We start from the raw sequence: 23,801 nt of genomic DNA, 5'->3' as shown, positions 1-23,801 counted from the left end.
CCGTTCACAGCACATGGGCGGCGGTGTGGCGCAGTCGGCCACGGGTGTCGAGCAGCAGAGAAGCCCAGTGCGGCAGCCGCTCGACGGGCAGTACGCTGTGGTCCTGGAGCAGGATGGTCAGGTCGGCGTCGGCCGCCGCCTCCCGCAGTCGGACGGCGCACGGCACCGGCGTGCCGTCGACCGTCCAGGCGTCGGCAAGCGGGTCGTGGTAGCTGACGTGCGCGTCGGCCTGGCGCAGCAAGCGCGCAAGCGCGGCGGCCGGAGTGGAACGCAGGTCGCGGCTGTCGCGCTTGTACGTCACCCCGACCAGCAGCAGCCGGGCACCACCGACGCTCTTGCCCCCGCCCTGCAGCAGCTCGCCGGCCCGGCGTACGACGTGTGCGGGCATCGCGGCGTTGACCTGCTGCGCCAGTTCGACCAGGTGCAGCGGGCGGCCGGCCGCGCGGGCCCAGTGCGCGAGGTAGGCGGGGTCCACGGGGATGCAGTGGCCGCCCACGCCCGGGCCGGGACGGAACTGCTGGTAGCCGAAGGGTTTGCTGCCGGCGCAGTCGATGGCGTCCCACACGTCCACGCCGAGGGCGCGCCCGGCGACGGCCAGTTCGTTGACGAGTGCGATGTTGACGCTTCGGTAGACGTTCTCCAGCAGCTTCGCCAGTTCCGCCTCGCGCGCCGACCCGGCCTCGACGACCCGGTCGCACAGGCGCCGGAAGAATCCGGCCGCGACGGCCGTGCAGCCCGGCGTGCAACCACCCACGATGCGCGGGGTGTTGCGGATGCCGAAGTGATCGTTGCCCGGGTCGATGCGCTCCGGGGAGAAGGCCAGCGAGAAGTCCGTGCCGGCGGTGAGGCCGGACGTCTCCTCCAGCAGGGAGCGAACGACGTCGTCCGTCGTGCCCGGATACGAGGTGGACTCCAGCACGACGAGCGTGCCCGGTTTCAGGTGGGCGCCGACGGCAGAGGCCGCCCTGCGCACATGCGACAGGTCCGGCTCGCCCGCGTCGTCGAGGGGCGTCGGTACGCACACGACCGTGACGGCGGCCTCGGCCAGTGAGCCCGCGTCCGTCGTGGCGTGGAATCCGCGCGCCCGCATCAGCGCCAGGTCGCTGTCCGTCACATCCGGCACATGAGAACGCCCGGATTCCAGGGCGGCTGTCACCGCGGAATTCTCGTCGAGGCCGATGACGCGCATTCCCGTCGTACACGCCTCGCGTGCAAGCGGAAGTCCCGTGTACCCCAACCCGATGACGGCGACAGTTTCCACTTCTTCCCTTCCATTGTGTCAATTCAATCCCCCGTTTCCGCAGCCACTTTAGGCGGGCCGCTGCAGGGAAGTGCCAGGTAGGAAGGTAGGTCACCCGAAGTGATGAAAGGCGGACCGGGTGGCTGGACATCGCCGTCAGCGGGTCGACCCGTGTCATTTGCGTCCGATGGATATCAGCGGTAATCGATGTTTCTCCGGAGCGGAGAAATGTTAGAGAAAGTGGGCAGAGTTCAGGTATCGATTACGTTGGCGACATGTTTATGGCCTGCTCGGCAGGCCGACGAGAAGGGGGTGGCACGGAGCGTGCTGCGCACATTACTCATCGGGCTGGGACGCGCCGGGACGGGACTGCACCTGCCGGTGCTCAGAAGGGCGCGAGCCGTGCACACCGGGCTCTTCGCCGACCATCCGGTGGTGGGCGTCGACCCGGGGCCCCGGCCGCCGACGGCCATGGACGGACTCGAGGTCGTCGACTCCCTGCACCATGCCCGCCGTCACCTCGACCCCGCCGTCACCGTCGTGCACCTGTGCACCCCGCCCGCCGTGCGGGTCACACTGCTGGAGGAGGCCGCGACCCTCGGCTACCGGCGGTTCGTCGTGGAGAAGCCCCTCGTCGCGGACCGCACGGAGCTGAGCCATGTCCTCGATGTCGTAGACCGCCATGGCCTGCACATCCATGTCGTCTCCCCGTGGCTGCACAGCGCGCTCACCGAACGGCTCGCTGCCCTCATCGGCGACGTGGGGGACGTCCGTTCGGTCAACGTCACACAGGACAAGTCCCGCTTCCGCCGTTCGCTGACCAGCGGCAGCCACACCAACGCCTTCGAGGTGGAGATCCCGCACGCGCTGGGCGTGGTGCTCCGGCTTCTGGGGGACGCCGAGGTCCGTACGGCGTCCTGTACGGACCTGCGGTGGGGCGACGAGGTCGTACGGCACATGGGTGGCGCCACGCTGACCCTCCGCCACCGCTGCGGCGTGCGCAGCCGGATCCGCTGCGATCTCACCTCACCGGTGCGCCGACGCCGCATCACCGTCGAAACAACGACCGGCATGCGACTCGTCGGCCACTATCCCGTCGCCCAGGACGACGACGTCGCCCAGCTCGACCTGTCGCGCGGCGGCCGCAGAGTACGGGAACGGTTCCAGGACGATGCGCTGAGCCGGTGCCTGACCCATGCGTACCGCCGCTTCGCCGAGGATGCGGTCGGCGCGGCAGCCGAGGCCGCCGAGGGGCTCCGTGTGCACGTACGCACCGTCGAACTCCTCGATGACGCCCGGCGCCTCGCCCTCGGTGACCCGCCCGACGGCGATCCCCGTCCCGATTCACGCCGACAGGAGGCGACACGTCATGTCGGCTGACACCCGTCCGGCCTGCGCCCCGCCTCCCGGCGTCCGCTACGCCGGCATCGGCGACGAGGCCGCATCCGGCCTGGCCGATCAGCTCGCCGCGGTGCGCGAACTGGGCTGGAACGCGATCGAGTTGCGTAGCGTCGACGGCTGCTCCCTCGCCGACCTGGACCACCGCGCATTCGGCGCCCTCACCGAACAACTCGCCGCCGGTGGCACGGATGTCGTCTGCGTCGACTCACGGATCGCCAACTGGAGCCGTCCCGTCACCGGTCCGTTCGAGGACGACGTCGACGAACTGCGGATCCTGGCCCACCGCTGCGCCGTCCTCGGCACCCGCTACGTGCGGGTCATGTCGTACCCCAACGACGGGCTGACCGAGGCGGAGTGGGGCCGGCGCGTCCACCGACGGATGACCGCGCTGGCCCAGCGGGCCGAGGACGCCGGCCTGGTCCTGCTGCACGAGAACTGCGCCGGCTGGGCCGGCACGAGCGCCGAGCGGATGCTGGAACTGCTGGAGCGGGTCGGCAGTCCGGCGCTGCGGCTGCTGTTCGACATCGGCAACGGCGTGCCGTACGGCTACGACTCCGCGCCCCTTCTCGAAGCGGTCATCGACCACGTCGACCACGTGCACGTCAAGGACGCCGTGCTCACGCCCGCCGGCCAGGTGGTCTACACCCTCCCCGGACAGGGCCGCTCCCAGTTGCAGGCATGCCTGGCCGCGCTGCTGCGGCGCGGCTGGACCGGCACCTGGTCGATCGAGCCGCACACCCACCTGCGTCCGCACGACGGCGCGGACACCCGAGGCGACAGTGGCGCCGCGGCCTTCGTCGCCTACGGACGCGAACTGGAACGCCTGGTGGCGCAGGACGTCCTGCCTCGCATCATGCCCTCCCGGCAGGGAGGCGAACGTGGCTGAGGACGCCCCCACTCCCGGAGCGCGGCTCACCGCAGCCGACCGTGCGCTGCTGCTGCGGCTCCTCGCCACCCCCACCGCCGGCCCGCTGGAGACCGGCGGCGACACCCGGGCCGTACGGCTGTGGGAGGCCGGGGACCTGTACGCGGCCGCGGCGGCGGAGTTCGGTATGACGGTCGTCCGGCACGCCGCACCTCCGGCGAGCGAGCTGCACCGGGACGACGTCCCCGCACTCGTCCAGGAGGCCGCCGCGGACCCCGCCTTCCTGGCCTGCCAGCCCAGTCTCGCGCTGCGCCTCGGGCCGTCGCGGCTCCCCCGCAGCAACACCGTGATGTTCAACGTCCACCTCGACACGGTCGGCGGCTGGTGGCCCCCCTCCTACGACGGCGTGCGCTTCAGCGGCCGAGGTGCCATCGATGCCAAGGGCCCGGCGGTCGCCGTGCTGGCCGGTATCCGGGCGGCGCGGGCGGCGGAACCGGCGCTGGGCTCCCGCACCGGTGTGCTCGTCCAGGCGGTGGCGGGCGAAGAGGGCGGAGCGATGGGCACCTTCGGCACGCGGGTCCTCGTCGAGCAGGGCCTGACCGGTCGGCTCAACATCTTCTGCGAGCCGACCGGGCACCGGTACCTGCCGCGTGCCACGGCCGCCATGACCGCCTGCCTGCGGGTGCGGGGCGACGACGCGATCGACGACCACCCGGAAGCCGGCCACAACGCCACCGTCCTGCTGGGCTTCCTCAGCCACCACCTGGCGACGACCCTGCCGGCGCGGGCCCGCGGCGCGCGGGTGTGCGTGGCCGGCCTGCACACCGGAGACCGGCACAACAAGGTCTATGGAAGCGGGCGTCTGCTGCTCAACATCGCCTACGGCGACCGGGATTCCGGGCGAGCCGCCGAGGCGGCGCTGGGGGAGGCCCTGCGCGAAGGGCTGGCCGCTTTCCGGGAGAGCGTGCGAGGACATCCGTCCTTGGCCAGGACCGCGGACGACGCGGACGCCGTCACCTCCGTGCACTGGCTCAAACGGGGACTGCCCGCGCTGAACGGACCCGAAGGCGACGCCACTTGGGCCGAGCAACTGCTGGAACAGCGCTGCGGGCTGGCCCGGTGGCCCGCAGGCGAGCCCGCCTTCACCTGCGACGCCCTGTGGATGAACGACGTGCCCGACACCTACACCGCCGTTCTCGGACCCGGCAGCCTGGACACCAACCGAGCGCACGCCGACGGCGAATACGCCACCCGCGTCGAACTGGACCGATACGCCGCCGAAGTGGCCGATGTCCTGATCGCGTTCACGCGTGCGGCGTCCGATCCGCAGGTGCCCGAGCAGGCAGCCGCCGACAGACACCTCCGGGGGTGACGCCCGGACCGGCCAGAGGTTCACCTCTTCGGGCCCCGATGGACCAACAGATCCCGTCCCCCCACATGGAAAGGCACGACGCCTTGACGATGCCCCACCCGGGAACCCGTATGTGCGCACCGACGCCACACCCGGCCGGCGACGCCCCCGCACCCACGGAGGAGGCACCCACGACAGCGAGGCAGGAGCCCGCGCACCGCTTCGCCTCACCGTCCCTGAGCCCGTCACCGATCCAGCGCGAAGGTGACGTCCGTGTCCCGTACAGCGGCCTGCTGGAGTTCGTCGCCGGCGTCTTCCGTGCCCGGGGGCTGCCCGCGCACCGCGCCCGGCAAGCCGCCCACGCGCTGTGCCACGGCGACCTCACCGGCTTCACCACGCACGGCGTCACCAACCTCGCCCGTCTCTATCTCCCCCTCCTGGACAGCGGCCGCTGCGATCCGGGCGCCGAACCCGAGACCCTTGCCGACACCGGCGCCGCCGTACTGGTCGACGCGCGGCGCGCGCTGGGCCTGTGGACGGCGACCGAAGCGATGGACCTGGCGGTCGAGCGAGCACGTACCTACGGCATCGGCTTGGTCTCCGTGCGCGGCGGCACCCACTTCGGCTGCGCCGGATACCACGCGCTCCGCGCCGTCGAGCACGGCATGATCGGCCTGGTCACCGCCAACTGCGGACGGCAGCGCCTCGCCCCGCCGCTCGGCACGGCGGCCCCCATGCTCGGCACCAACCCACTCGCCCTGGCGGCGCCGGCCGGCGATCACCCGCCGTTCATCCTGGACATGAGCACGACCGTCGTGCCCACCGGCCGTATCCGGGCAGCCGCTCGCGCCGGCGAACGCATCCCCGAGGGCTGGCTGGAGGACGGCGACGGGGTGCCGGTCACCGACCCCGGAGCCTACGACCGCGGTGAGGCCGGCCTGCGCTGGCTGGGCGGCGACCCGTTGACAGGGGGCTACAAGGGCTACGGCCTGGGCCTCCTCGTGGAAGTGCTCTCGGCCCTGCTCCCGGGGGCGGGGCTCGGCCCCTGCCACGACACCTCGCCGCAGCGTGACGACGACGTCGGCCACCTGGCGCTGGCCGTGGCCCCCGGCCGACTGCGTCCCGAGGCCGACTTCCTCGATTCGGCCACCGGCATGTTCGGCGCGCTTCTCGGCTGCCCGCCGCTGCGGGCCGACGAACCGGTGACCTACCCCGGCTGGTGGGAGCAGCGGCGTTCCCGGGAACGGCTCGCGGGCGGTGTTCCGCTCACGACCGCCCTCCATCGTGAACTGCTCGACGCTGCACGCGAGGTGAAGGTCCCCTTTCCCACGGCCGAAGCATACGGAGGTCCGGCGTGACACACCCTCGACCGCCGCTGCGCGTCGGCATCGTCGGCCTCGGCGTGATCTCCCGCTTCTACCTCGCCGCCCTCGACCGCTCCCCGGACGCGGAACTCGTCGCCGTCTGCGACCGTGACACCGGTACGTTCGCGGGACTTCCCCCACACATCGAGCGGTACAGCGGCCACCGCCAACTCCTGGGAACGCCCGACGTGGACGCCGTCGTCGTCAACGTGCCCAACGATGCGCACGTCACGGTCTGCCACGACGCCCTCGCTGCGGGACGCGCGGTGTGCGTGGAGAAGCCACTGGCGACGAGCCCGCAGGGCGCCAGGCGTCTCACCCAGTACGCACGCGAGCGCGGCCTGCCCTTGTTCACCTCCTTCCACCGGCGCTACAACGCCCCGGTCCGCGCCCTGCTGAGCCGGCTGCCGAAGGACATACCGATCACGTCGCTGACGGTGCGGTACAAGGAGATGATCGAGGAGCACGCCGGACGCGACAGCTGGTACCTGGACCCCGCCCGCTGCGGTGGCGGCTGCCTCGCCGACAACGGGCCGAACGCCTTCGATCTTCTCCGGCTCCTCCTCGGCGAGGACATGCGCGTGCTCGACGTCGAACTCCAGCGGGACGCGCGAGGCGTCGACCGCGCCGCGCGGATCCGCCTGGAGGCCCCCGCGTCAGGCGCACTCGCCCAGGTCGAACTCGACTGGGCCTACCCCGGTGAGTGCAAGACGATCGAGGTCGGGCTGGCCGATGGCCGGACCGACACAGCCGACATGCTCGCCGGACACACGGAGTTCAAGGGTTCGCTGTGGCACGAGTACGTCGGCGTGCTCCGCGACTTCGTGCACTTGACGACGGGCAGGCTCACTGGACCCGCACCGGACGGTCTGGCCGTCGCCGAACTGGTCGCCGCCTGCTACCGGAGAGCGAACCACGACCGAGAGGAGATGCGCGTATGAACCCCCGGGAGGACGGCGCCAAGCGCGTCGTGCACGGCCACCTGGTGAAGATCCTCACCCATCGGCTCGACAGGCGCGGAATGTCCCTGGAGCCTTTCGCCAGCCGGTGTGTCCGCCGCGGTGAAGTCCATGAACTGGTCACCACCGACCACGCGGACACGGCGGCCGGGGCCCGCGTCGATCGGGTGGGCTTTCTCGGCTTCGTCGAACTCGCCTGCGCCGGCGTCCTCGACCGCGGCGACGCGGTCTTCGCCGCGGGCCGCCCACTCGGCACCGTTCTCGGCTTCGATGCCTGCCACTTCCCCAACCACTACAACATCCTCATCTCCACACCGCGACCGGTGACGGGCCATGACCTCTCGCTCGCGCCGGAGATGGAGATCCGGTTCCACAGCGCCGCTCCCTGAGGGCCAGGGACGTCCGGCCCCTGCCGTCCGTACCGGAGCGCGGACGGCAGCGGCACCGCACCACAGGCCCGTGTGGGCCGGCCTGCCCGACTCCTCGTCAGGCCGGGCCGCCGGTGAGGCCGGTGTCGAGGAGAACGGCGAAGGAGCGGTCTCCGCCGTAGTAGAGGTCACAGCGCTCGATCACGCGGGCGTTCGGCAGGAGGTCGAGGAAGTGGCCGAGGGGCCGCAAGCGCGAGAACCTGCCGACGGGGATCGCGGCCTGCTCATACTCGATCAGCACGAGATGGCGAGTGCTGACGGACAGCGTGCGGAACAGGGCGGCCAGTTCGGCGTCGTCCAGGATGTGCATGAGTACCCACACGAACACCGTCACGTCGGCGGGACGGCCCACCAGCCGGTCGAAGTCCTCCGGACCGAGGTCCTGGGCGCGAGAGCGATGGAAGGCGACGTTGCCGAGACCGGCGCACGCCCCGCGAGCCGCGTCCAGCATGCCCGGTGTCATGTCGAGGGCGGCGACCCGCTCGGCCGCCATCGCCAGGGTCGGGGTCAGCCGGCCGATCCCACATCCGATCTCGACGACAGAGCCGAGTCCGCCGGGCAGTTCGTGATCCGCTCGCTTCAGGAGGCGGGTGAGTGTCTGCCGGGTCTCGGCAGTGACGGCGTCTCCGATCTCGGGTGGCTGCTGCGCGCGCATCACACGTGCCAGGCCTTGGCGCTCGGCGCGTCCGCGCCACTCCTGTGCGATCTCTTCCGGGGAGGGGGGTGGGATGTAGATCATGTGAGGAACAACGACGTCAGCGCTGGTACGGACACGGCACCGGGGAGCCGGCGTCACCAGCCGCCGGCAGGGCGGGCCGGGCCGACGCCCACCGGGCCGGCCGCCTGGGCGAGGAGCTCACCCGACCCGGTCGTCTCCCGCTGATCCTGGTCGGCGAAGTCGGCTACATCCCCTTCGAACCCCAGGCCGCGAACCCGTTCTCCCGTCGGCGAACTCCCGTCGGCGAAGCCGTCGTGGATTGGAGGCCGTCCTTGCCCGGCACAGCAGCATGTGCCGGGACCTCGTCACAGCCGACGGCGCCGGCGGCCAGTGGTCCTGCGGCGGTCGTCGCATCCTGGCGGGCGACGGCCCCCGGCAAGGTGGGTACGGCCCCACCGGCCGCAACATTCCCCCACTGTCCGTCACCGTCCGCGTTCACCGGGCGATACGCCGGTGTGGGCGAAGCGACCCCCGGTGTTATTCAATGAGGTGTGCCGTCGGGGATCTCGGGGCCCCGTCGCACGGGTCCGAGTACGGCCTCGGCGCTGCGCCGGGGATTGCTGAGAGAGCCGCATGGACTCCACACCCTCCCCCTCGTCCTCTTCGCCGTTCGACCTGGTCAGCAGTGCTCTGGGGCGCTACATCCCGCGCGGCGGAGCGGCAGCGGCCGCCGGTCCTGCCGACGCGCAGGGCGACCGCACGGACCGCACCACCCGCCAACCCGTACCCGACAACCCGGCAGCCGGCGGTCAGGATCAGATTCTCGGCGTGGTCAACCTGGACAGGGATCTGAAAATCACGCGCTGCAATCTGGCCGCCCCCGTATTCGCGGGTCTGGACGCCGCGGCAGGGAGCCCCTTCGTCGATCTCCTGCCCCCCGGGGACGTACCGACGGTCACACGGCGGTTGCGGCAGGTCCTGGAGACCGGTGAGGCGCACGTCGCCCGGATCCAGCGCCTGCGGCGCGGCGATGGGTCGGAGCTGGTGGTCTCGCTGAGCATCCTGCCCGCCGCGGCGCCTCAGGAAGGCCTGACCGTCTCCCTGATCGCCATGGCCAGGAGGCTGCACCTGTACGCCGCCGAGACCGCGATCGGCACCTCGCTGGACATCGGCGAGACCGCGCAGTCGCTGGCGCAGTCCCTGCTGGCCTGGGGAGACGTGGCCGCTGTCGACCTCGACTTCGCCGTGTGGACGGGCGAGGGATTCACCGGGCAGGCGCAGGGACGCATCCGGCTACGGCGGGCGGCCCTGGTGCCGGACCGGGCGTGGCCCGAGGGCTACGTGATTCCGGGCGACGATCTTCCCAGTGACGCGAGCCGCCTGCTGGCCCAGGCGGTACGGCGGGACGACGCCCCGCAGGCCATCGTCATACCCGACCGGGAGGCGGTCGAGCGGGTGCTCGGCGGTCCGCGGGTGATGCGTGCCCTGGTGCCCGGTGACCGGTCGGCGGGTGTGGCGTGCATACCGCTGGTCCTGGACGGCGCGCCGCCCGTCGTGCTGGGCGTGGCGGAGGTCTGGCGGCGGGCGGGCTGCCCCTTCCGCGACAGCGAGCTGTTCGACCTGCAGGAACTGGTTGCCAGGACCGCCCATCACGTCGACCTGGCCCGTCAGCACCAGCGCGAGCACAAGCAGGTGCTGGCGTTGCAGCGCCGGCTGCTGCCGCGGACCGGCGGCGACACCGTCGAGATCGCCAGCGTCTACCAGCCCGCCACACCGGACAGCGCGGGCGTCGGCGGCGACTGGGTGAACAGCTTTCCGCTGCCGGACGGCCGTACCGCGCTGGTGGTCGGTGACGTGGTCGGGCACGGCCTGGGAGCCGCGGCAACCATGGGCCAGCTGAGCATGGAGGCCCGAGCGCTGCTGTCCGCGGGGCTCGCGCCCGACGAGGTGCTGGAGCACCTGGACGAGACCGTGACGCTGCTGGACGACGCGGAGTCCGGGCTGGCGGCCGGCTACAGCGCCCTCGGCTCGACCTGCTGCATCGCCCTCTACGACCCGGTCAGCCACCGCGTGGCGCTGTCCAGCGCAGGCCACCTCCCCCCGGTCCTGGTCTCCCCGGACGGGCGCGCGGGCCCGCTCGCGGTCCGCCCCCATCCCGGTCTGGGCGCCGAGTTCGCGCTGCGGGAGCCCTTCGGCGTGCACACGTTCGCCGCGCCCCCGGGCTCCCTGCTCGCCCTCTACACCGACGGCCTGGTGGAGGATCCGGCCGTGTCGATCGACGAGGGCATCGGCAGGCTGGCGGACGCCGTGTCCAGGGTGCACCCCTGGGACGCCCTGCAGCAGGCCGCACGGCACGTCGTCTCCGCGCTGGCACCCGTGCACCAGCGCGACGACGTGACCCTGCTGCTCGCGCGGATGATCGGCTACCGCAAGGGGGACACCGCGACCTGGCGGCTGCCCGCCCGCGACGACGCGCCCGCCCGTGCCCGGGAGCAGGTCTCCGCGCTGCTGGGGCAATGGCGCACCAAGGATGACCTCCGGGACAACACGTTGCTGCTGGTCAGCGAGCTGGTCACGAACGCGGTGCGCTTCGCCACCGGTCCCATCACGGTACGGCTGATCAGGGCCGGTCACGGCCTGCTGTGCGAGGTGGGCGACACCGGCAACGGCAGGCCACGTCTGAGCGGGGGCGGCCTGCTCGACGACGGCGGTCGTGGCCTGCACATCGTGCACAGGCTCACCACCCGGTGGGGGGTGCGGTGGACGGACACCGGCAAGGTGGTCTGGGCGGAAGTCGCGAGGTGACGCGGCCGCGGGGCGGGGTGCGGCCGGCGTACGGGAGCGCGGCCAGGGTACTGGCGTACGCGTCACCCGGCGCCACCGACGGTGCGGACGGTGTCCGCAGCGGTACCGGTGGCGCGACCGGTGATGCGGACGGCCCGTTTGCCGGTGCGGGTGGGGCGGCTCGTACTACAGCCACTCGCCTTCCAGGGCGGTGGCGGTGAGGCCCGGTGCCGCCGCGTACAGGACGGCGCGGCTGCCCGACTTCTGCCCGGCGTCGTGTGCCCGCCGCATGATGTCGAACACGGCGGCGCCTCCGCGGTTGCCGCTGGTGTAGCTGTCCCGGCTGTAGTCCAGCAGCCCCGACGGCCACGCGTCGGGCATCGTCTGCTCCATGTACTCCAGCACCCGGGTCCCGCCGGGGTGGGCCAGCAGCACGTCGGGGTGCCAGGAGTCGGGGTCGTCCTGGTAACGGACGCGCAGCCACTCCCACATCGCGGTGACCGTCTCCTGTACGGCGCGCGGCCCGCGCCGGTCCATCACGAAGTGGGTGCCGTCCGCCCTCGTCTCCAGGCGGTGCAGGTCTTGGGTGCCGGGCAGGGTGTGGTGCCAGGCGGTGTCCAGCCGCAGCACCGACTCGCGCCGCGGGCGGCCCGTGACCACCGCGGCGACCGCGGTGTCCGCGAACAGCAACCGGACGATCAGGGACTCGAGAGTGTCGTCCGCGGGCTGGTAGGTCGTGCTCAGCGCCTCCGCGATCACGACCAGGACCACCCGGTCGGGGTCCGCGGCCACGAGATCCGCCGCCAGCGCCAGGGAGCGGGTTCCCGCGATACAGGCCCACTGCGTGGCCGGCAGCAGCATCACGTCGTTGCGCAGCGGAAGCCTGTTGGCCAGGGCGATGTCCAGACCCGGCAGCGCCGGGGTCGTCGAGTTACTGGTGATCAGGCAGTCGATGTCCGCGGCGTCCAGCCCGGCGATCTGCAGGGCCCCGCGCGCCGCACGCTCCCCGTAGGACTGCACGGCCTCCCAGGCCGGCGCGGTGCGCTCCTGGACGGTCTGCGGCCCGGGTATCGCCTCAAGTGCGGCGATCACGCGGTCCACGTCCTGCTGGGTGAACCCGTCGCGGGCCAGCGCCTCTTGGGCCGATCCGAGGCCGACACCCCGCAGGCCGCCGCCGTTGCCGGGCGCGACGGCGGCCTCCAGCGGCAGCATCCACCCGCGGGACTCGATGCCCGTGCTGGCCGCGATGCCGTCGATCCGCGGCGCCCACGCCGCGTGCGGATGCCGGTCGCGCACCTCCGCCACGATCTCGCTGGTCTTCACGGCATGCTCGCCGTGTATCACGGCAGGAGGACAGAGGTAAGCGGCCATAATGGGGCACCTTTCCAGGGGAAAAAAGCGGGAATGTCGCGAGTGCTGTGTCATGGGTCACTTTGAAACTTCGCGCCCAAGAGGTTGCCGATAGGCTCCACTTCGGGCGTCGATGTCCGTTTCGAGCATGGACGTTTAATGGACATTTCCGCTGTGATGCAGACAACTTCGGCAGCGCTTGGAATGCGTGAAACGGCACACACTGCGGCAGCAGGGACCCTCGGAGCGGTTTCTCGGGGTCTTGCCTGACTTGCCGTCAGCCAGGACGTCTACCTGGTCACTGCCACCGGAGCCGGGCGACCCCCTGGCGGCACGGGCCATGCGAGGGGCGGCAGCGGATTGCGTCCCGCCGAGTGGTGTGGTCATTGGTTGAGCCGATCGGCGTCCAAGCACGTCGGCGACACGTCGGGCCGGGTGCGGGCCGCCTCAGCCGGTGGTCTGCGCGAAGATCGTCCGGAGTTGCGTGGCTGATCATCGGACTCCACTCCGGCATGCGCTGAGTCCGCCGACCGGTCGGCAGACCGACGGGCTCGGGCGGTTCGACCTCCTTGGCGACCGAACCGCCCGTACCCTTCGTGGTGTCCACGGCGTCACACAACGGGCGCCAAACACTGGAGGCAATACCACGTGCTGATCGCTCAGCGTCCGTCACTGACCGAAGAGGTCGTCGACGAGTTCCGCTCCCGGTTCGTGATCGAGCCGCTGGAGCCGGGGTTCGGCTACACCCTCGGTAACTCGCTCCGCCGTACGCTCCTGTCGTCGATCCCCGGCGCTGCTGTCACCAGCATCCGCATCGACGGTGTCCTGCACGAGTTCACCACCGTGCCGGGCGTGAAGGAGGACGTCACCGACCTGATCCTCAACATCAAGCAGCTGGTCGTCTCCTCGGAGCAGGACGAGCCGGTCGTGATGTACCTGCGCAAGCAGGGCCCGGGTCTGGTCACCGCCGCCGACATCGCGCCTCCGGCCGGTGTCGAGGTGCACAACCCCGACCTCGTCCTGGCCACGCTCAACGGCAAGGGCAAGCTGGAGATGGAGCTGACGGTCGAGCGTGGCCGCGGTTACGTCTCTGCCGTGCAGAACAAGCAGGTGGGCCAGGAGATCGGCCGTGTCCCGGTCGACTCCATCTACTCGCCGGTTCTGAAGGTCACGTACAAGGTCGAGGCCACGCGTGTCGAGCAGCGCACCGACTTCGACAAGCTGATCGTCGACGTCGAGACCAAGCAGGCGATGCGTCCGCGTGACGCCATGGCGTCGGCCGGCAAGACCCTGGTCGAGCTGTTCGGTCTCGCCCGCGAGCTGAACATCGACGCCGAGGGCATCGACATGGGCCCGTCCCCGACGGACGCCGCCCTGGCCGCCGACCTCGCGCTGCCGATCGAGGAGTTGGAGCTCACGGTCCGCTCCTACAACTGCCTCAAGCGTGAGGGTGTCCACTCGGTGGGTGAGCTCCTGGCGCGCTCCGAGGCGGACCTCCTCGACATCCGCAACTTCGGTGCGAAGTCGATCGACGAGGTCAAGGCGAAGCTGGCCGGCCTGGGTCTGGCCCTGAAGGACAGCCCGCCCGGATTCGACCCGACCGCCGCTGCCTTCGATGCGGACGACAACGGCAACACCGGTTTCATGGAGACCGAGCAGTACTGAACGCCGCGCCAGGTCGTGGGGGAGCCAGGAGGCGGAGGAGCCGGCGATGAGCACCGGCCGACCGCACCCGGCTCCCCGAGGGCCCACCGGCGGGGACCCGGATGCCCGAGCCCTCCGAGCCTGATCAGGGTCGCAGCGCAGACGCGCACTTCGAAGTGGGTCAGGCTGAGGCCGGCGGCGGGCTGGGAAGGCTGGCCTGCAGCCGGGCAATGAGCATCGGACAGCCTCGGGGCACCAACTGGGACGGGTTCTCTCAGGGGAGTTCGACGGGACACCAACAAGGACGACACCCCCGGCCGCAAGGTGCCGCTGAGCTTCCTCGGCTGACCCTGCGCACCGGCACAGGGCGGGGGCGACACCGGGCTTCGCCGTGATGACGTCGGCTCCGGCGGTGCCGGCTGGGAATCCGGCGAAGATCCTTCCACCGTGGGGTCCGCCTGTCCCGGTGCCGCTGGACGAAGTGAAGGCGGCTCGGTGGAAGCCGAGTTGGGGACGCTCGCCACCCAGGGAACCACGGCTCCGGTCGGGCTCATGGTCGCGGACGCCTGGCTGAAGATGAAGCACGGGAGCCGACGGTTCACCCGCCGGCTCTCCCGGCGCGGCGAGGAAGGCGAACTGGACGCCGCCCGCGAAGAGTTGGAGACAGTCAGACAGAGCGGCGAAGAGGAGGACGCGGCGAACCGGGTCGCCGCCGACTGGGAGTGGCGCCGGAACGTCGTACGACATCGCCTTCGGCGTCCGCCACGGCCGCACCGGCCTCACCCGGCGTTCAGCCCGACCAACTGCCCGCCCATGCCCGGCCGGACTCCAGCAGTGCGTCGGGGACGAGGCCGGACAGCCGGTCGTGCGCCCCGCGTGCGTCCGGGACCCGTTTCTGGAAGTCCACGCCGTGCGGCAGCACCAGGACCGGCAGTCGCCCTCCGGTATGTCCACGTGCTCGCCGGCCGTGAGGATGAGATCGGGGCTGATGTGCGCCAGTTGCTCCCAGGGCATGACCCGGCATCCGGAGTCCCTGAGGAGCTCCCGCCCCCCCCCGTCGGCGAATGCGGAGGTGGGACCGTGGGCGAAGACGACGCCCACTCGGGGGTCGTCGCGGAGCAGGGCCGGCAGCGCCTCGAACACGCGCACGGTGGAGGTGACGGTACGCACGGCGACGACGAGCGTCCGCTCGGCGGGGAAGGTGCGCCAGCGGTGGGCGTCGGGGCCTACGGGGACACGCAGAAAGCTTTCAGCCCGCTGCCGGCTGCCGGCTCTCAGCTCCCGGTACGGTCGCCCGATCACGTGACAAATTGGCTGTCAACCCTTCAGGAAAGCTCGGCTCCGGCGGACCGCTCCACGGTAACGAATCACGCAGGCCGAGCGAAGGCTCAGGGTGCGCCGGGCGACGGCACAAGACCGAGCCGCTGGGCTCGCAGCACGGTGCCCAGACGGTCCCGGGTGCCCAGCTTGCGGTAGATGTTCTCGACGTGCTTGTGCACCGTGCGGACGGAGATGCCGAGGCGACGGCCGATGGCGTCGGCGGTGAGCGCGTCGGTGAGCAGCAACAGGACGGTCGTCTCGCGCGGCGTCAGCGCGCAGTCCGCCGCCCGCTCGTCCGGCGCTCCGCCCGGGCCGAGCCCGCGCCGCCACTCCTCCAGCAGCCGCCGTTGCCGCTCCACGGCCGCCAGCAGCGGCTGCGCGCGCTCCGCCATGGCGAGATCGTCGTCGGTGAAGTCGGTACCGGCGCGGTAGACCAGACACCCGGTGACCGGGGTGGTCCTCTCGGGCAGCGGCACGCCCAGCACGTGGTCGACGTCGAGCGCCGCGCCGAGCAGGCGCGCCGTGGCACTGTCCGGCCAGCGTCGCCCCGCCGCCCGACGGGCGGTGACGGGCATCCGGTCGGTGCTGTTCGCGTAGTGGTGGGCGAAGGGATAGCCCGCGCGGAGCAGGGCCAGCTCCGCCTCCGCGAGCCCCTCCAGCTCGGCGGCGGCAGCATCGGGCGCCGCACCGATCGTGCCCGCGCGCTCGCTCCAGTCGTCGAGTTTGTGGATGACCGCCGAGCCGCCGCACAGGTCCGCCAGGGCACCGGCGAGCATCGGCCACAGCCGCGCGGGCTCCCGTTCGTGCAGCGCCGCCACGGCGACCGCCGTCATGCGTTCATACGCCTTGTCCAGCCCCACCTGTGCCTCTCGGTTGCCCCGCGACCCGCCCTCCCGGTCCGCGTACGTACTTGTACGCATACCCCCGCGGCCACCGGCTGTCGCACACTGCAACCCGCGGCACCGGCCTGTGCGGACGGGCGTCCGGCGGGCCGCCGGCACGGGGGAACGGCGGCCCGTCCGGTGTCGTACCCCTTCCGCCCCTCACTCCGACCGGGCACTCCCGCGCTGTCCGGGCCAGGCCGCGACGCAGAGTGCGCGGTCCACCTCCTCGGCGTAGCGGGCAGCCGCCAGCCAGGCGCGGGCGAAGCCGTCCGGGTCCGCCGGCAGGAGGCGGCCGAACACGTCGCGGGAGCGCTCCGCTGCCGCCGCGTGCAGTTCCTCCAGCAGACCGCCCGCCGTGGCCAGCCCGGACCGGCTCAGCCGCCGGGCGTCGGCGCCTGGGTCGCCGGAGAGGGACAGCACCCGTCGGCCGCCCGAGACGGCCTGCTGTACGCGGCGGCGCAGCAGATGGACCGGAGCCTCCTCGGTGCTCGGCGCCGCCTGCACCGGGGATACGCGCGCGGTGGGCAGGTCCGCGCGCTGCAGCCGGTCCAGGCCCATGTCGACCCGAGCACCTGGCTGGGCCGGATGCTCGGTGGCGAGGAGCTGGGCTCGGGGGTGCGGGGCCGGGGTGAGCCGGGCGACGACCCGGAGTGTGGCCCCTTGGGCGCCGGCCAGCAGACGCAGGTTGTCCCGGTGCGGAAGCGCGGGGTGGTCGTGCGCGGCGGTCAGCCGCAGTACGACACCGTCGCATCCGGCCAGCAGACAGTCGCCCGCCGCCTCCATCGCCGTACCGAGCAGGGTGACCTCCAGGAACAGCAGGTCGTGGCCGCCGTTCAGCGCGCGGCTCAGTTGCTCGGCCACGGGGACGGTCCAGAGCCGGTCAAGCGGCTCCTCGCGCCAGCCGGCACCGGACGCGCCGACCGCCCGCACGCCGGCGCCCGCCCCGAGCCGGCCGGTGGGGGAGACCGTGGCCCCCGACACCGCGAGGCCCGCACGGGACAGCTCCCGGTGGGTCAGGGCCGTGTCACCGAGCCGGACCGCCCGGTCGGCCGCGCCCACCGCACGCCCGGCGGCGCCAGGAGCGACATCGGACGCCTGGTACAGCCGCCCCTTGGCGTCGGCGGTCCAGGTGACGGCACCCGCGTAGCCACTCGCGGTGAGAACAGGCTCGGAGAACAGGCCGTACAGCCGCAGCGAGCCGTCCGGGCGGTACGGCTGCCGTGCCGTGCCGCGCAGCCCGGCCAGCTCCGCGCCGGTGGCGTACGGGACGCGGTGGGCCACGGAGAGGACCTCACGCAGACCGCCGACCAGGTCCACCAGACGGTAGTCCGGGTCGGCCGCGCGGGCCGCGCGCAGCGCGGTGACCACGGAGACGGCCGAGGCGGCGGCCCGGTGCAGGCCCGCGAGCCGCGCCGTGTGCGCGGCCCGCAGCAGCTCCGCCTGCAGCACCGCACCCGCCCCGTCCGCACCGGCTTCGAGTACGGCGGCCGCGGCGGAGCGGAGCGCGAGGGCGGCGGAGCGCTGTGCGGCGTCGGCCGACTCGGACTCGACGCGTTCCTGTGCGGGGCCGGCCGTCTGTGCGGCGAGTACTGTCTTCGCGACGCCGGCTGTCTCCGTGCCACCCGGTTCGTGGGTGGCGGGAGCCGATTCCGGTCCGGGTGCCCGCTGCCCGGTACCGGCCGTTGCCGGTTCCACCGCGTCATTGGCGTCGGCCGCCGCATCCCGCGAACCGTGCTCCCGCACCTCGCAGTCGGCGTCGTCCGCGATCGGGGCCGCCGAGGCGGCCGCCGCGCGGTGGACGCAGTCCGGGGCCAGCAGGCAGCCGCAGCGGATGGCGTCGGCACTGGTCACCGTGCCGCCAGGGGCGTGCAGTTCGAGGTCGGTGTCGTCGTCGATGGCGATGCGCACCGTGTCGCCGTCACGCACGGCGGACCGGTCCGCCAGCTTGGCGATGCCCGCGTCGAGGCGCTTGCGCAGCCGGGGCGACAGCGCCGCGACGAGTTCGGCGGTCACGGACGGCGCGACCTGTGGCAGATCCGCGCGCATGCCCTGCCTCATGCCCTCGCTCATGTCCTGGCTCATGCCCTGCCACATGCCTTGGCTCATGCGATCTTCTCCCCTACCCAGCGGGCGAGTTCGAGCGGACTGAGAGCGGCCACGGGCATGCCCGCCGACACCAACTGGCCCGCCACCCCGGTGGAGTAGCGTGGGCGGCCCGTGTCGTCGAGGCTCGCGCAGCCCAGCACATGGCAGCCGGCGCCGACCAGTGCGCGGACCTCGGCGAGCAGCCCGCCGACCGGGTAGTTCTCCTCGAAGTCGCTGACGACCACGACGAGCGTGCGCGAGGGCACGGTGACCAGTTCGCGTGCGTGCCGCAGTCCGGCGGCGATGTGGGTGCCGCCGCCGACCCTGACCTCCAGGAGGAGGGAGAGCGGGTCCTCGACGTGGTCGGTCAGATCGATCACCTCGGTGGAGAAGGCCAGGAAGTGTGTGGACAGAGTGGGCACCCCGGCCAGCACCGAGGCGGTGAGCGCCGCCCAGATCGTGGACGCCTCCATGGACCCCGACACGTCGGTGACCAGGATCAGCCGCCAGTCGGCCGAGCGCCGTGCGCGACTGCGGAAGACGGGACGCGCGGGTACGACCCGGACCGTGCCGTCCGGCATTCGGCGGGCCGTGGCGAGGTTCGCCCGCAGGGTGCGGGGCAGGTCGAGGCCGCCGCCGGGACGCTGGCTGGGACGGGGCAGAACGGTGCCGTGCAGCGCGGGGCGCAGCCGGGTCGCCAACTGCCGGGTCAGGGCGTCCACCAGGCGCCGCACCAGCGGGCGCAGCGCGGCCAGCCGGGCCTCCGGCAGGCCGCCGGCGTGCCGCAGCACCGAGCGCAGCAGGTCTACGGACGGCCGTACGCTGTCCGGATCCAGCTCGGCGAACACGTCCTGGCGGCCGGCCGCCGCAGCCGCCGCCAGCACCTCCTCCCGGATACCCGGGCCGAACAGCGCCGCCAGCTCCTCGGACCACTCCCGCACCCCGGGGTACGGCGCCCCGCGACCGCCACCGGATCCGGCGCCGCCCCGGCCCGAGAGATCCCCACGGCTGCCCTCGCCGTGTCCACTGCCGTACAACTCGTCGAGAGCGGTCGCCAGGCGCCGGGCCGGGCCGGGCAGCCGGCTGCTCCGGCGGCCCAGCAGCAGCCGCCAGCGGTCGGCCGGGGCGAGCTGGTGGTGATCGCCGGTGACGCCGAAGGGAAGGGACACCGCGGGTTCCTCGGTGTTCGTCGCGGCGGTGGCGGCGGTGGCCTCGTTGGTCCCGGTGGTCCCGGTGGTGCCGGTGGTGCCGCTGGTCCCGGTGGTCCCGGTGGTCCCGGTGGGCCGGTGAGGCGGGAGGAGTCCTGAGGCGGCCAGGGTCTCGCGGGCCGCCAGGTCGGCGCGGGTCCAAAGGGCGAGGGCCGCGGGATCGACGCCGCCGGTGTCGTCCGGACGCTCTCCGCCCAGAAGCTGCTCGACGGTGGCCAGCAGCCGGTCGCGCGCGGCCGGGCTGAGCGTGTCGAAGCCGCCGCGCAGCGCCGGCAGCCGGTCGAGGAAGTCACGGTCGGAGACCTCCGCGATACGGCGCAGCAGCGGTTCCAGCGCGGGCGCCGCCGACTCCAGCAGGGGACCGGCCGCGCTCAGCAGACCGGTCAGCCGCGCGGTGAGCGCCGCCCGGGAGCTGGCATCGCAGGCACCGTCCACCCAGGAGGCGACCCGGTCGCCGAACGCCTGTGCCTCCTCCTGCCCCAGCAGCACGCGTACGGCTCCGGCGGCGCCCCGCATCAGCGGGGAGCCGTCGGCCGCCAGCCGGGCGAGCGCGTCGGTGAGCCGTATGCCGCCCAGCGCGTCGGCGCGGTGGGCGAGTTCCAGCAGGGCGGGTGCGTCGGCCGGGTCCTCGGAGCCGGTGAGCCCGTCGACCTGGCGCACTGCGGCCGCGGTCAGCAGTGCGGCGACGGCAGCCGCCCGCGCCGTGCGTTCCTCGTCGCCGCCCAGGCCGGCGAGGCCGGCGATGTGCCCGGCCCGCAGCCGGTCCAACAGGGCGAGTCCCGCCAGGAGTTCGGGCAGTGTGCCGGAGCCGGGCAGTACCTCGGCGGTGTCGGCCAGCCGCTCGTCCGCGAGCCCGGGCAGGCCGCACTCCGCCGCCTGTTCCAGCCCCCGCAGGGTCTGCGCCGCCGTGGGGCCGCCCTCGTCGCGCTCGACGCGTCGGTCTTCCCGCAGCACGCCCTCGGCGGCCTGCGCCGGCGTGACTCCCCGCAGGCCGGCCGCGGTCAGCATGGCCGCGGTGGCCGGTGTCCAGCGCACCTCCCAGCGCGAGGTGAGCGCATCGGCTCCGCCCGTGCCGGTCACCGCCTTCGGCTCGCCGTACGGCACCGCGCACACGGCCAGGCGCCGCAGCAGGAGTTCACGGCGGCGGTCCAGTTCCGAGCGGAGCGGGTCCAGGCGCAGGTCCCGCGCGGCGCCCTCACCCGAGTCCGCCGGGCCGGGCAGTCGTAGTTCGGCGAGTTCCGCCTCGACCGCCGGTGCCAGTCCGCAGCGCGGCGCGTCCGGGGCCGGGCGGCCGGTGCGCGTCCCGACGAGCACCCTCTCCATCGCGCGGGCCACGGCCCGGCCCCGCCCGTACGGCTCGCCCTGCGCGAGCACCGTCTGCACCGCCTCGACCAGCTCGCCCCGGCCCGCCGCGGGCAGCCCCCGCAGCCGGGCCAGATCACCGGCCAGCCGCGTGATCTCCCGTGCGTCGGCGGGCCCGGAGGGATGGCCCAGCGCCCGCAACTCGGCGCACACCCGCACCGCGGCCCGCGTCAGCGCATCCTCCAGCGCGACGGGGTCACCGGCCGTGTCCAGCACCAGGTGCTGCCACTCCGGGTCACGGATGCCGGCCGGATAGCCGGAGCGTTCGTCGAGCAGGGCGTAGCTGTAAGGGATGAGGGAAGTCGTCCACGCCGGGGCGGGACCCTGTGCTTTCCCGGCAGCGGGAGCCTGCGCCGCCCCCACAGCGCCTTCACCGCCCGCCGGTGCCAGGAGCGCCGGGGCGTGGAAGGCGCCGACGAGCACGGCGGCGCGCTCGCCGTTCGCCGTGGCCGCGGCGAGGCACGATCGCATCCATCGCTCGCGCCGCAGGTCCAGCTCCGGCACCCCGCCGGAGGCCAACGCCTCCTCCCGCAGTGCCCACCCCGTCAGGAGCGCGGCCCGCCGCAGTGCCTCCGGCGGGGAACCGGGAGCGGCGGCCTCGACGAGCCGGTCCCACAGGTCGTCACCGGGGCGGCCGGTGAGCCGGGAACGCAGGACCGAGGTGAGCCGGGCCGCGGCGGACCCGACGACGGACCCGTCGCCCTCCACCGCCGGGGCGCCGGGAGTTCCGCGCACTTCGGCTGCGTGCGGAGCCGGGGCACTGGGCGCCCCGGCGTTCCCGTCGGTCTGCAGGGCCGGGGTGTTGGGTGGTTCGGCGTTCCCGTCGGTCTGCAGGGCCGGGGTGTTGGGCGGTCCGGGCAGGTCGGCGGCGTGCGGACTTGGGGCGCTCGGGATTCCGGACTTCCCGCCGGTCTCCAACTCCCGCGCCTCCGCCTCCCGGTCCGGCCCAGGCACCCCGGTCCAGGCCCGGTCCGCCAGCGGCAGATCGCACGCGATCACCGGTACCCCGTGCCGCACCGCCCAGCGCACGGCCGCCAGTTCCGGGGAGAAGTCGGCGAAGGGATAGAACGCCGGGCCCCCGACCCCGTCCCCGGGCGCGGCGGCGAGGGCGACCGGAGCCCTCGTCTCCTCGTGGGCGAGCCAGGGCAGCCAGTCCTGCGTCTCGGCGGGGAGTTCGACCAGCAGCACCTCCGGCCGGGCCGCGTCCAGCAGCGCGGGAACGGCCGCGGCGAGGGAGGGCGCGTGGTGCCGTACCCCGATGAGATACGGCACCGCAGGGTCGGTCAGGGCGGCCACGGCGGTTTCCGGATCGGCGACAGCCGCAAAGCCCGCCGCTGAGCCCGCGTCGGCGCAGGCGACAGCCGCTGAGTCCGTGTCGGGGCCGGGCTCCGGCACGGCCGACGCGGCGAGGGGCGAGACAGGGGACACGGCCGTCAGCCCTCCAGGACCGTGCGCAGGTCCCACAGCGTGCGCCAGGTGGCCGAACCCTGTTCGGCGCGGCGCCGGACCGGGCCGTCCCAGTAGCCGCGCAGCCGTGCCGCGTCCGCGGGATCGTCCTTGCGTACGACACCGAGGAGATGGCCGGGCAGCAGCCCGAGCACGTCCCGGTCGCCCGGGAAGTACGCCGCGGCCAGCCCCAGCGCGCCCGCCACGGACACGGCCTCCGCGGTGCTCATCACCGTGGACGGCCGTTCCACCTCCCAGCCCTCGGTCGACCGGCCCTCCCGTAGATCACGGAAGACGGTGACCAGGGCCTCCAGGACGGCGTCGTCCACCCGGAAGGGCGCGCCCGCCCGTTCCACCGACGCCCGGGCCTGGCCGCGCACCAGTGCCGTCTCGGCGTCGAGGTCCGAGATGGGGCCGACCGTCTCGAAATTGAAGCGGCGCTTGAGCGCGGCCGACATCTCCGAGACGCCCTTGTCCCGCAGGTTGGCGGTGGCGATGAGATTGAACCCCGGCGCCGCGTGCGCCAACGCGTCATCGCCGCCCGCCAGTTCGGGTACGGCGATGCGCCGCTCCGACAGCAACGACACCAGGGAGTCCTGCACTTCGGGCAGACAGCGGGTGACCTCTTCGACCCGGGCGATCGCGCCCCGGGTCATCGCGGTGAGCACCGGCGACGGAACCAGCGCCTGCCGACTGGGCCCCTGCGCGAGCAACAGGGCGTAGTTCCAGCCGTACTTGAGCTGGTCCTCGGTCGTACCGGCCGTTCCCTGCACGACCAGTCCGCTGGTGCCGCACACGGCGGCCGACAGCAGCTCCGACAGCATGGACTTGGCGGTGCCGGGCTCGCCGACGAGCAGCAGGCCCCGCTCACCGGCCAGGGTGACGACACACCGCTCGACCAGCGCGCGGTCGCCGACGAACTTGCCGGTGATCTCCAGTCGGCGCGGGACGCCCTCCGGCGCCTCCGCGTCGTCGGGCAGGCGCAGTGCCCGGCCGCCGCTGCCCATGACGAAGGTGACGACGGCCCGGGGCGTGAGCCGCCACGCGGGCGGCCGGGGACCGGAGTCGTGGACGGCGAGGAAGGCCAGTTCGACGCCGTACCGGTCCTCGGGCGGAACGATCTGGCGGGTCGCGTCGGGCGCGAGTGCGGTGGTCATCGGCGGGATTCCTTCGAGGCGCTGCGGGAGGAGGAGGTCGGAGGGAGCACGTGGCCGGACGGCGCGGCGAGAGGGCGGCAGCCGGCGGCTGAGGCCAGGGGGCCGCCGGCCGGGGAAAACGGGCGGGCGGCCCGGGAACGGAGGCGGGCGGACTCCGGCACGGTGGAGCCCGGCCCCGCGGGTCCCGGCTTGGTGGAGCGTGACCCGATGAATCCCGGCGTGGGGGAGCGTGGCGCGGTGGACTCCGGCCCGGTGGAGCCCGGCGTGGTGGACTCCGGAGTGGTGGAGCCCGGCC

15 protein-coding genes and 1 pseudogene are annotated in these 23,801 nt (G+C 73.1%); 8 read left to right on the top strand and 8 right to left on the bottom strand.

The features are described from left to right. Window positions 1–4: 4 nt before the first annotated feature. Complete coding sequence (locus ACWGJ5_RS28400) at window positions 5–1,243, bottom strand: nucleotide sugar dehydrogenase (RefSeq protein WP_453312533.1); 1,239 nt, start codon at window positions 1,241–1,243, stop codon at window positions 5–7. Window positions 1,244–1,564: 321 nt separating this feature from the next. Between ACWGJ5_RS28400 and ACWGJ5_RS28395 the strand changes: the two genes are divergently transcribed. The 6 genes from ACWGJ5_RS28395 (at window position 1,565) to ACWGJ5_RS28370 (ending at window position 7,569) form a co-directional block, all read left to right on the top strand. Further along, window positions 1,565–2,620 carry a hypothetical protein gene (locus ACWGJ5_RS28395; RefSeq protein ID WP_453312491.1) on the top strand — a complete coding sequence of 352 codons (1,056 nt, stop codon included), beginning with the start codon at window positions 1,565–1,567 and terminating at the stop codon, window positions 2,618–2,620. Further along, entirely contained in the window at window positions 2,610–3,527 is a 918-nt protein-coding gene (locus tag ACWGJ5_RS28390) for a sugar phosphate isomerase/epimerase family protein (RefSeq protein ID WP_453312490.1), read from the top strand. The genes ACWGJ5_RS28395 and ACWGJ5_RS28390 overlap by 11 nt, the downstream gene beginning before the upstream one ends. Then, a complete protein-coding gene (locus ACWGJ5_RS28385) occupies window positions 3,520–4,878 on the top strand; it encodes a M20/M25/M40 family metallo-hydrolase (protein WP_453312489.1) in 1,359 nt (452 codons plus the stop codon). The genes ACWGJ5_RS28390 and ACWGJ5_RS28385 overlap by 8 nt, the downstream gene beginning before the upstream one ends. A gap of 110 nt (window positions 4,879–4,988) precedes the next feature. Beyond that, window positions 4,989–6,215, top strand: coding sequence for an Ldh family oxidoreductase (locus tag ACWGJ5_RS28380; RefSeq protein ID WP_453312488.1), 1,227 nt, complete (start codon window positions 4,989–4,991; stop codon window positions 6,213–6,215). Further along, entirely contained in the window at window positions 6,212–7,162 is a 951-nt protein-coding gene (locus ACWGJ5_RS28375; RefSeq protein ID WP_453312487.1) for a Gfo/Idh/MocA family protein, read from the top strand. The genes ACWGJ5_RS28380 and ACWGJ5_RS28375 overlap by 4 nt, the downstream gene beginning before the upstream one ends. Continuing rightward, on the top strand, window positions 7,159–7,569 hold the full coding sequence (locus tag ACWGJ5_RS28370; protein WP_453312486.1) for a DUF6917 domain-containing protein: 411 nt from the start codon (window positions 7,159–7,161) through the stop codon (window positions 7,567–7,569). Before ACWGJ5_RS28375 ends, ACWGJ5_RS28370 begins: the two co-directional genes overlap by 4 nt. Before the next feature lie 97 nt (window positions 7,570–7,666). Here ACWGJ5_RS28370 and ACWGJ5_RS28365 read toward each other — a convergent pair whose 3' ends face one another. Beyond that, window positions 7,667–8,347 (bottom strand): class I SAM-dependent methyltransferase, encoded by a 681-nt coding sequence (locus tag ACWGJ5_RS28365; RefSeq protein WP_453312485.1) that lies wholly within the window; start codon window positions 8,345–8,347, stop codon window positions 7,667–7,669. Between the two features lie 552 nt (window positions 8,348–8,899). Here ACWGJ5_RS28365 and ACWGJ5_RS28360 point away from each other — a divergent pair. Further along, window positions 8,900–11,071: a SpoIIE family protein phosphatase gene (locus tag ACWGJ5_RS28360; protein ID WP_453312484.1), complete on the top strand. Its 2,172-nt coding sequence runs from the start codon at window positions 8,900–8,902 to the stop codon at window positions 11,069–11,071. A 165-nt stretch (window positions 11,072–11,236) separates the two neighbouring features. Here the strand turns inward: ACWGJ5_RS28360 and ACWGJ5_RS28355 are convergent, their stop codons facing one another. Continuing rightward, complete coding sequence (locus ACWGJ5_RS28355) at window positions 11,237–12,421, bottom strand: type III polyketide synthase (protein ID WP_453312483.1); 1,185 nt, start codon at window positions 12,419–12,421, stop codon at window positions 11,237–11,239. A gap of 627 nt (window positions 12,422–13,048) precedes the next feature. On the opposite strand from ACWGJ5_RS28355, the gene ACWGJ5_RS28350 reads away from it, so the two are divergent. Further along, a complete protein-coding gene (locus tag ACWGJ5_RS28350) occupies window positions 13,049–14,065 on the top strand; it encodes a DNA-directed RNA polymerase subunit alpha (RefSeq protein ID WP_228617297.1) in 1,017 nt (338 codons plus the stop codon). A gap of 790 nt (window positions 14,066–14,855) precedes the next feature. Here the strand turns inward: ACWGJ5_RS28350 and ACWGJ5_RS28345 are convergent. The 5 genes and pseudogenes from ACWGJ5_RS28345 to ACWGJ5_RS28325 form a co-directional block, all read right to left on the bottom strand. Further along, window positions 14,856–15,286 (bottom strand): annotated as a pseudogene (locus ACWGJ5_RS28345) (hypothetical protein); the annotation flags it as partial. A gap of 146 nt (window positions 15,287–15,432) precedes the next feature. Continuing rightward, on the bottom strand, window positions 15,433–16,197 hold the full coding sequence (locus tag ACWGJ5_RS28340; RefSeq protein WP_453312532.1) for a response regulator transcription factor: 765 nt from the start codon (window positions 16,195–16,197) through the stop codon (window positions 15,433–15,435). A gap of 210 nt (window positions 16,198–16,407) precedes the next feature. Then, on the bottom strand, window positions 16,408–18,294 hold the full coding sequence (locus ACWGJ5_RS28335; protein ID WP_453312531.1) for a hypothetical protein: 1,887 nt from the start codon (window positions 18,292–18,294) through the stop codon (window positions 16,408–16,410). Between the two features lie 56 nt (window positions 18,295–18,350). Further along, window positions 18,351–22,331: a vWA domain-containing protein gene (locus tag ACWGJ5_RS28330; RefSeq protein ID WP_453312482.1), complete on the bottom strand. Its 3,981-nt coding sequence runs from the start codon at window positions 22,329–22,331 to the stop codon at window positions 18,351–18,353. A gap of 5 nt (window positions 22,332–22,336) precedes the next feature. After that, the gene (locus tag ACWGJ5_RS28325; RefSeq protein WP_453312481.1) at window positions 22,337–23,506 is read right to left on the bottom strand and encodes an AAA family ATPase; all 1,170 of its coding nucleotides are present in this window, start codon (window positions 23,504–23,506) and stop codon (window positions 22,337–22,339) included. Window positions 23,507–23,801: the final 295 nt, after the last annotated feature.

The sequence above is a fragment of the Streptomyces sp. NPDC054783 genome (assembly GCF_053611725.1).
This window is presented reverse-complemented; position numbering and strand designations above follow the sequence as displayed.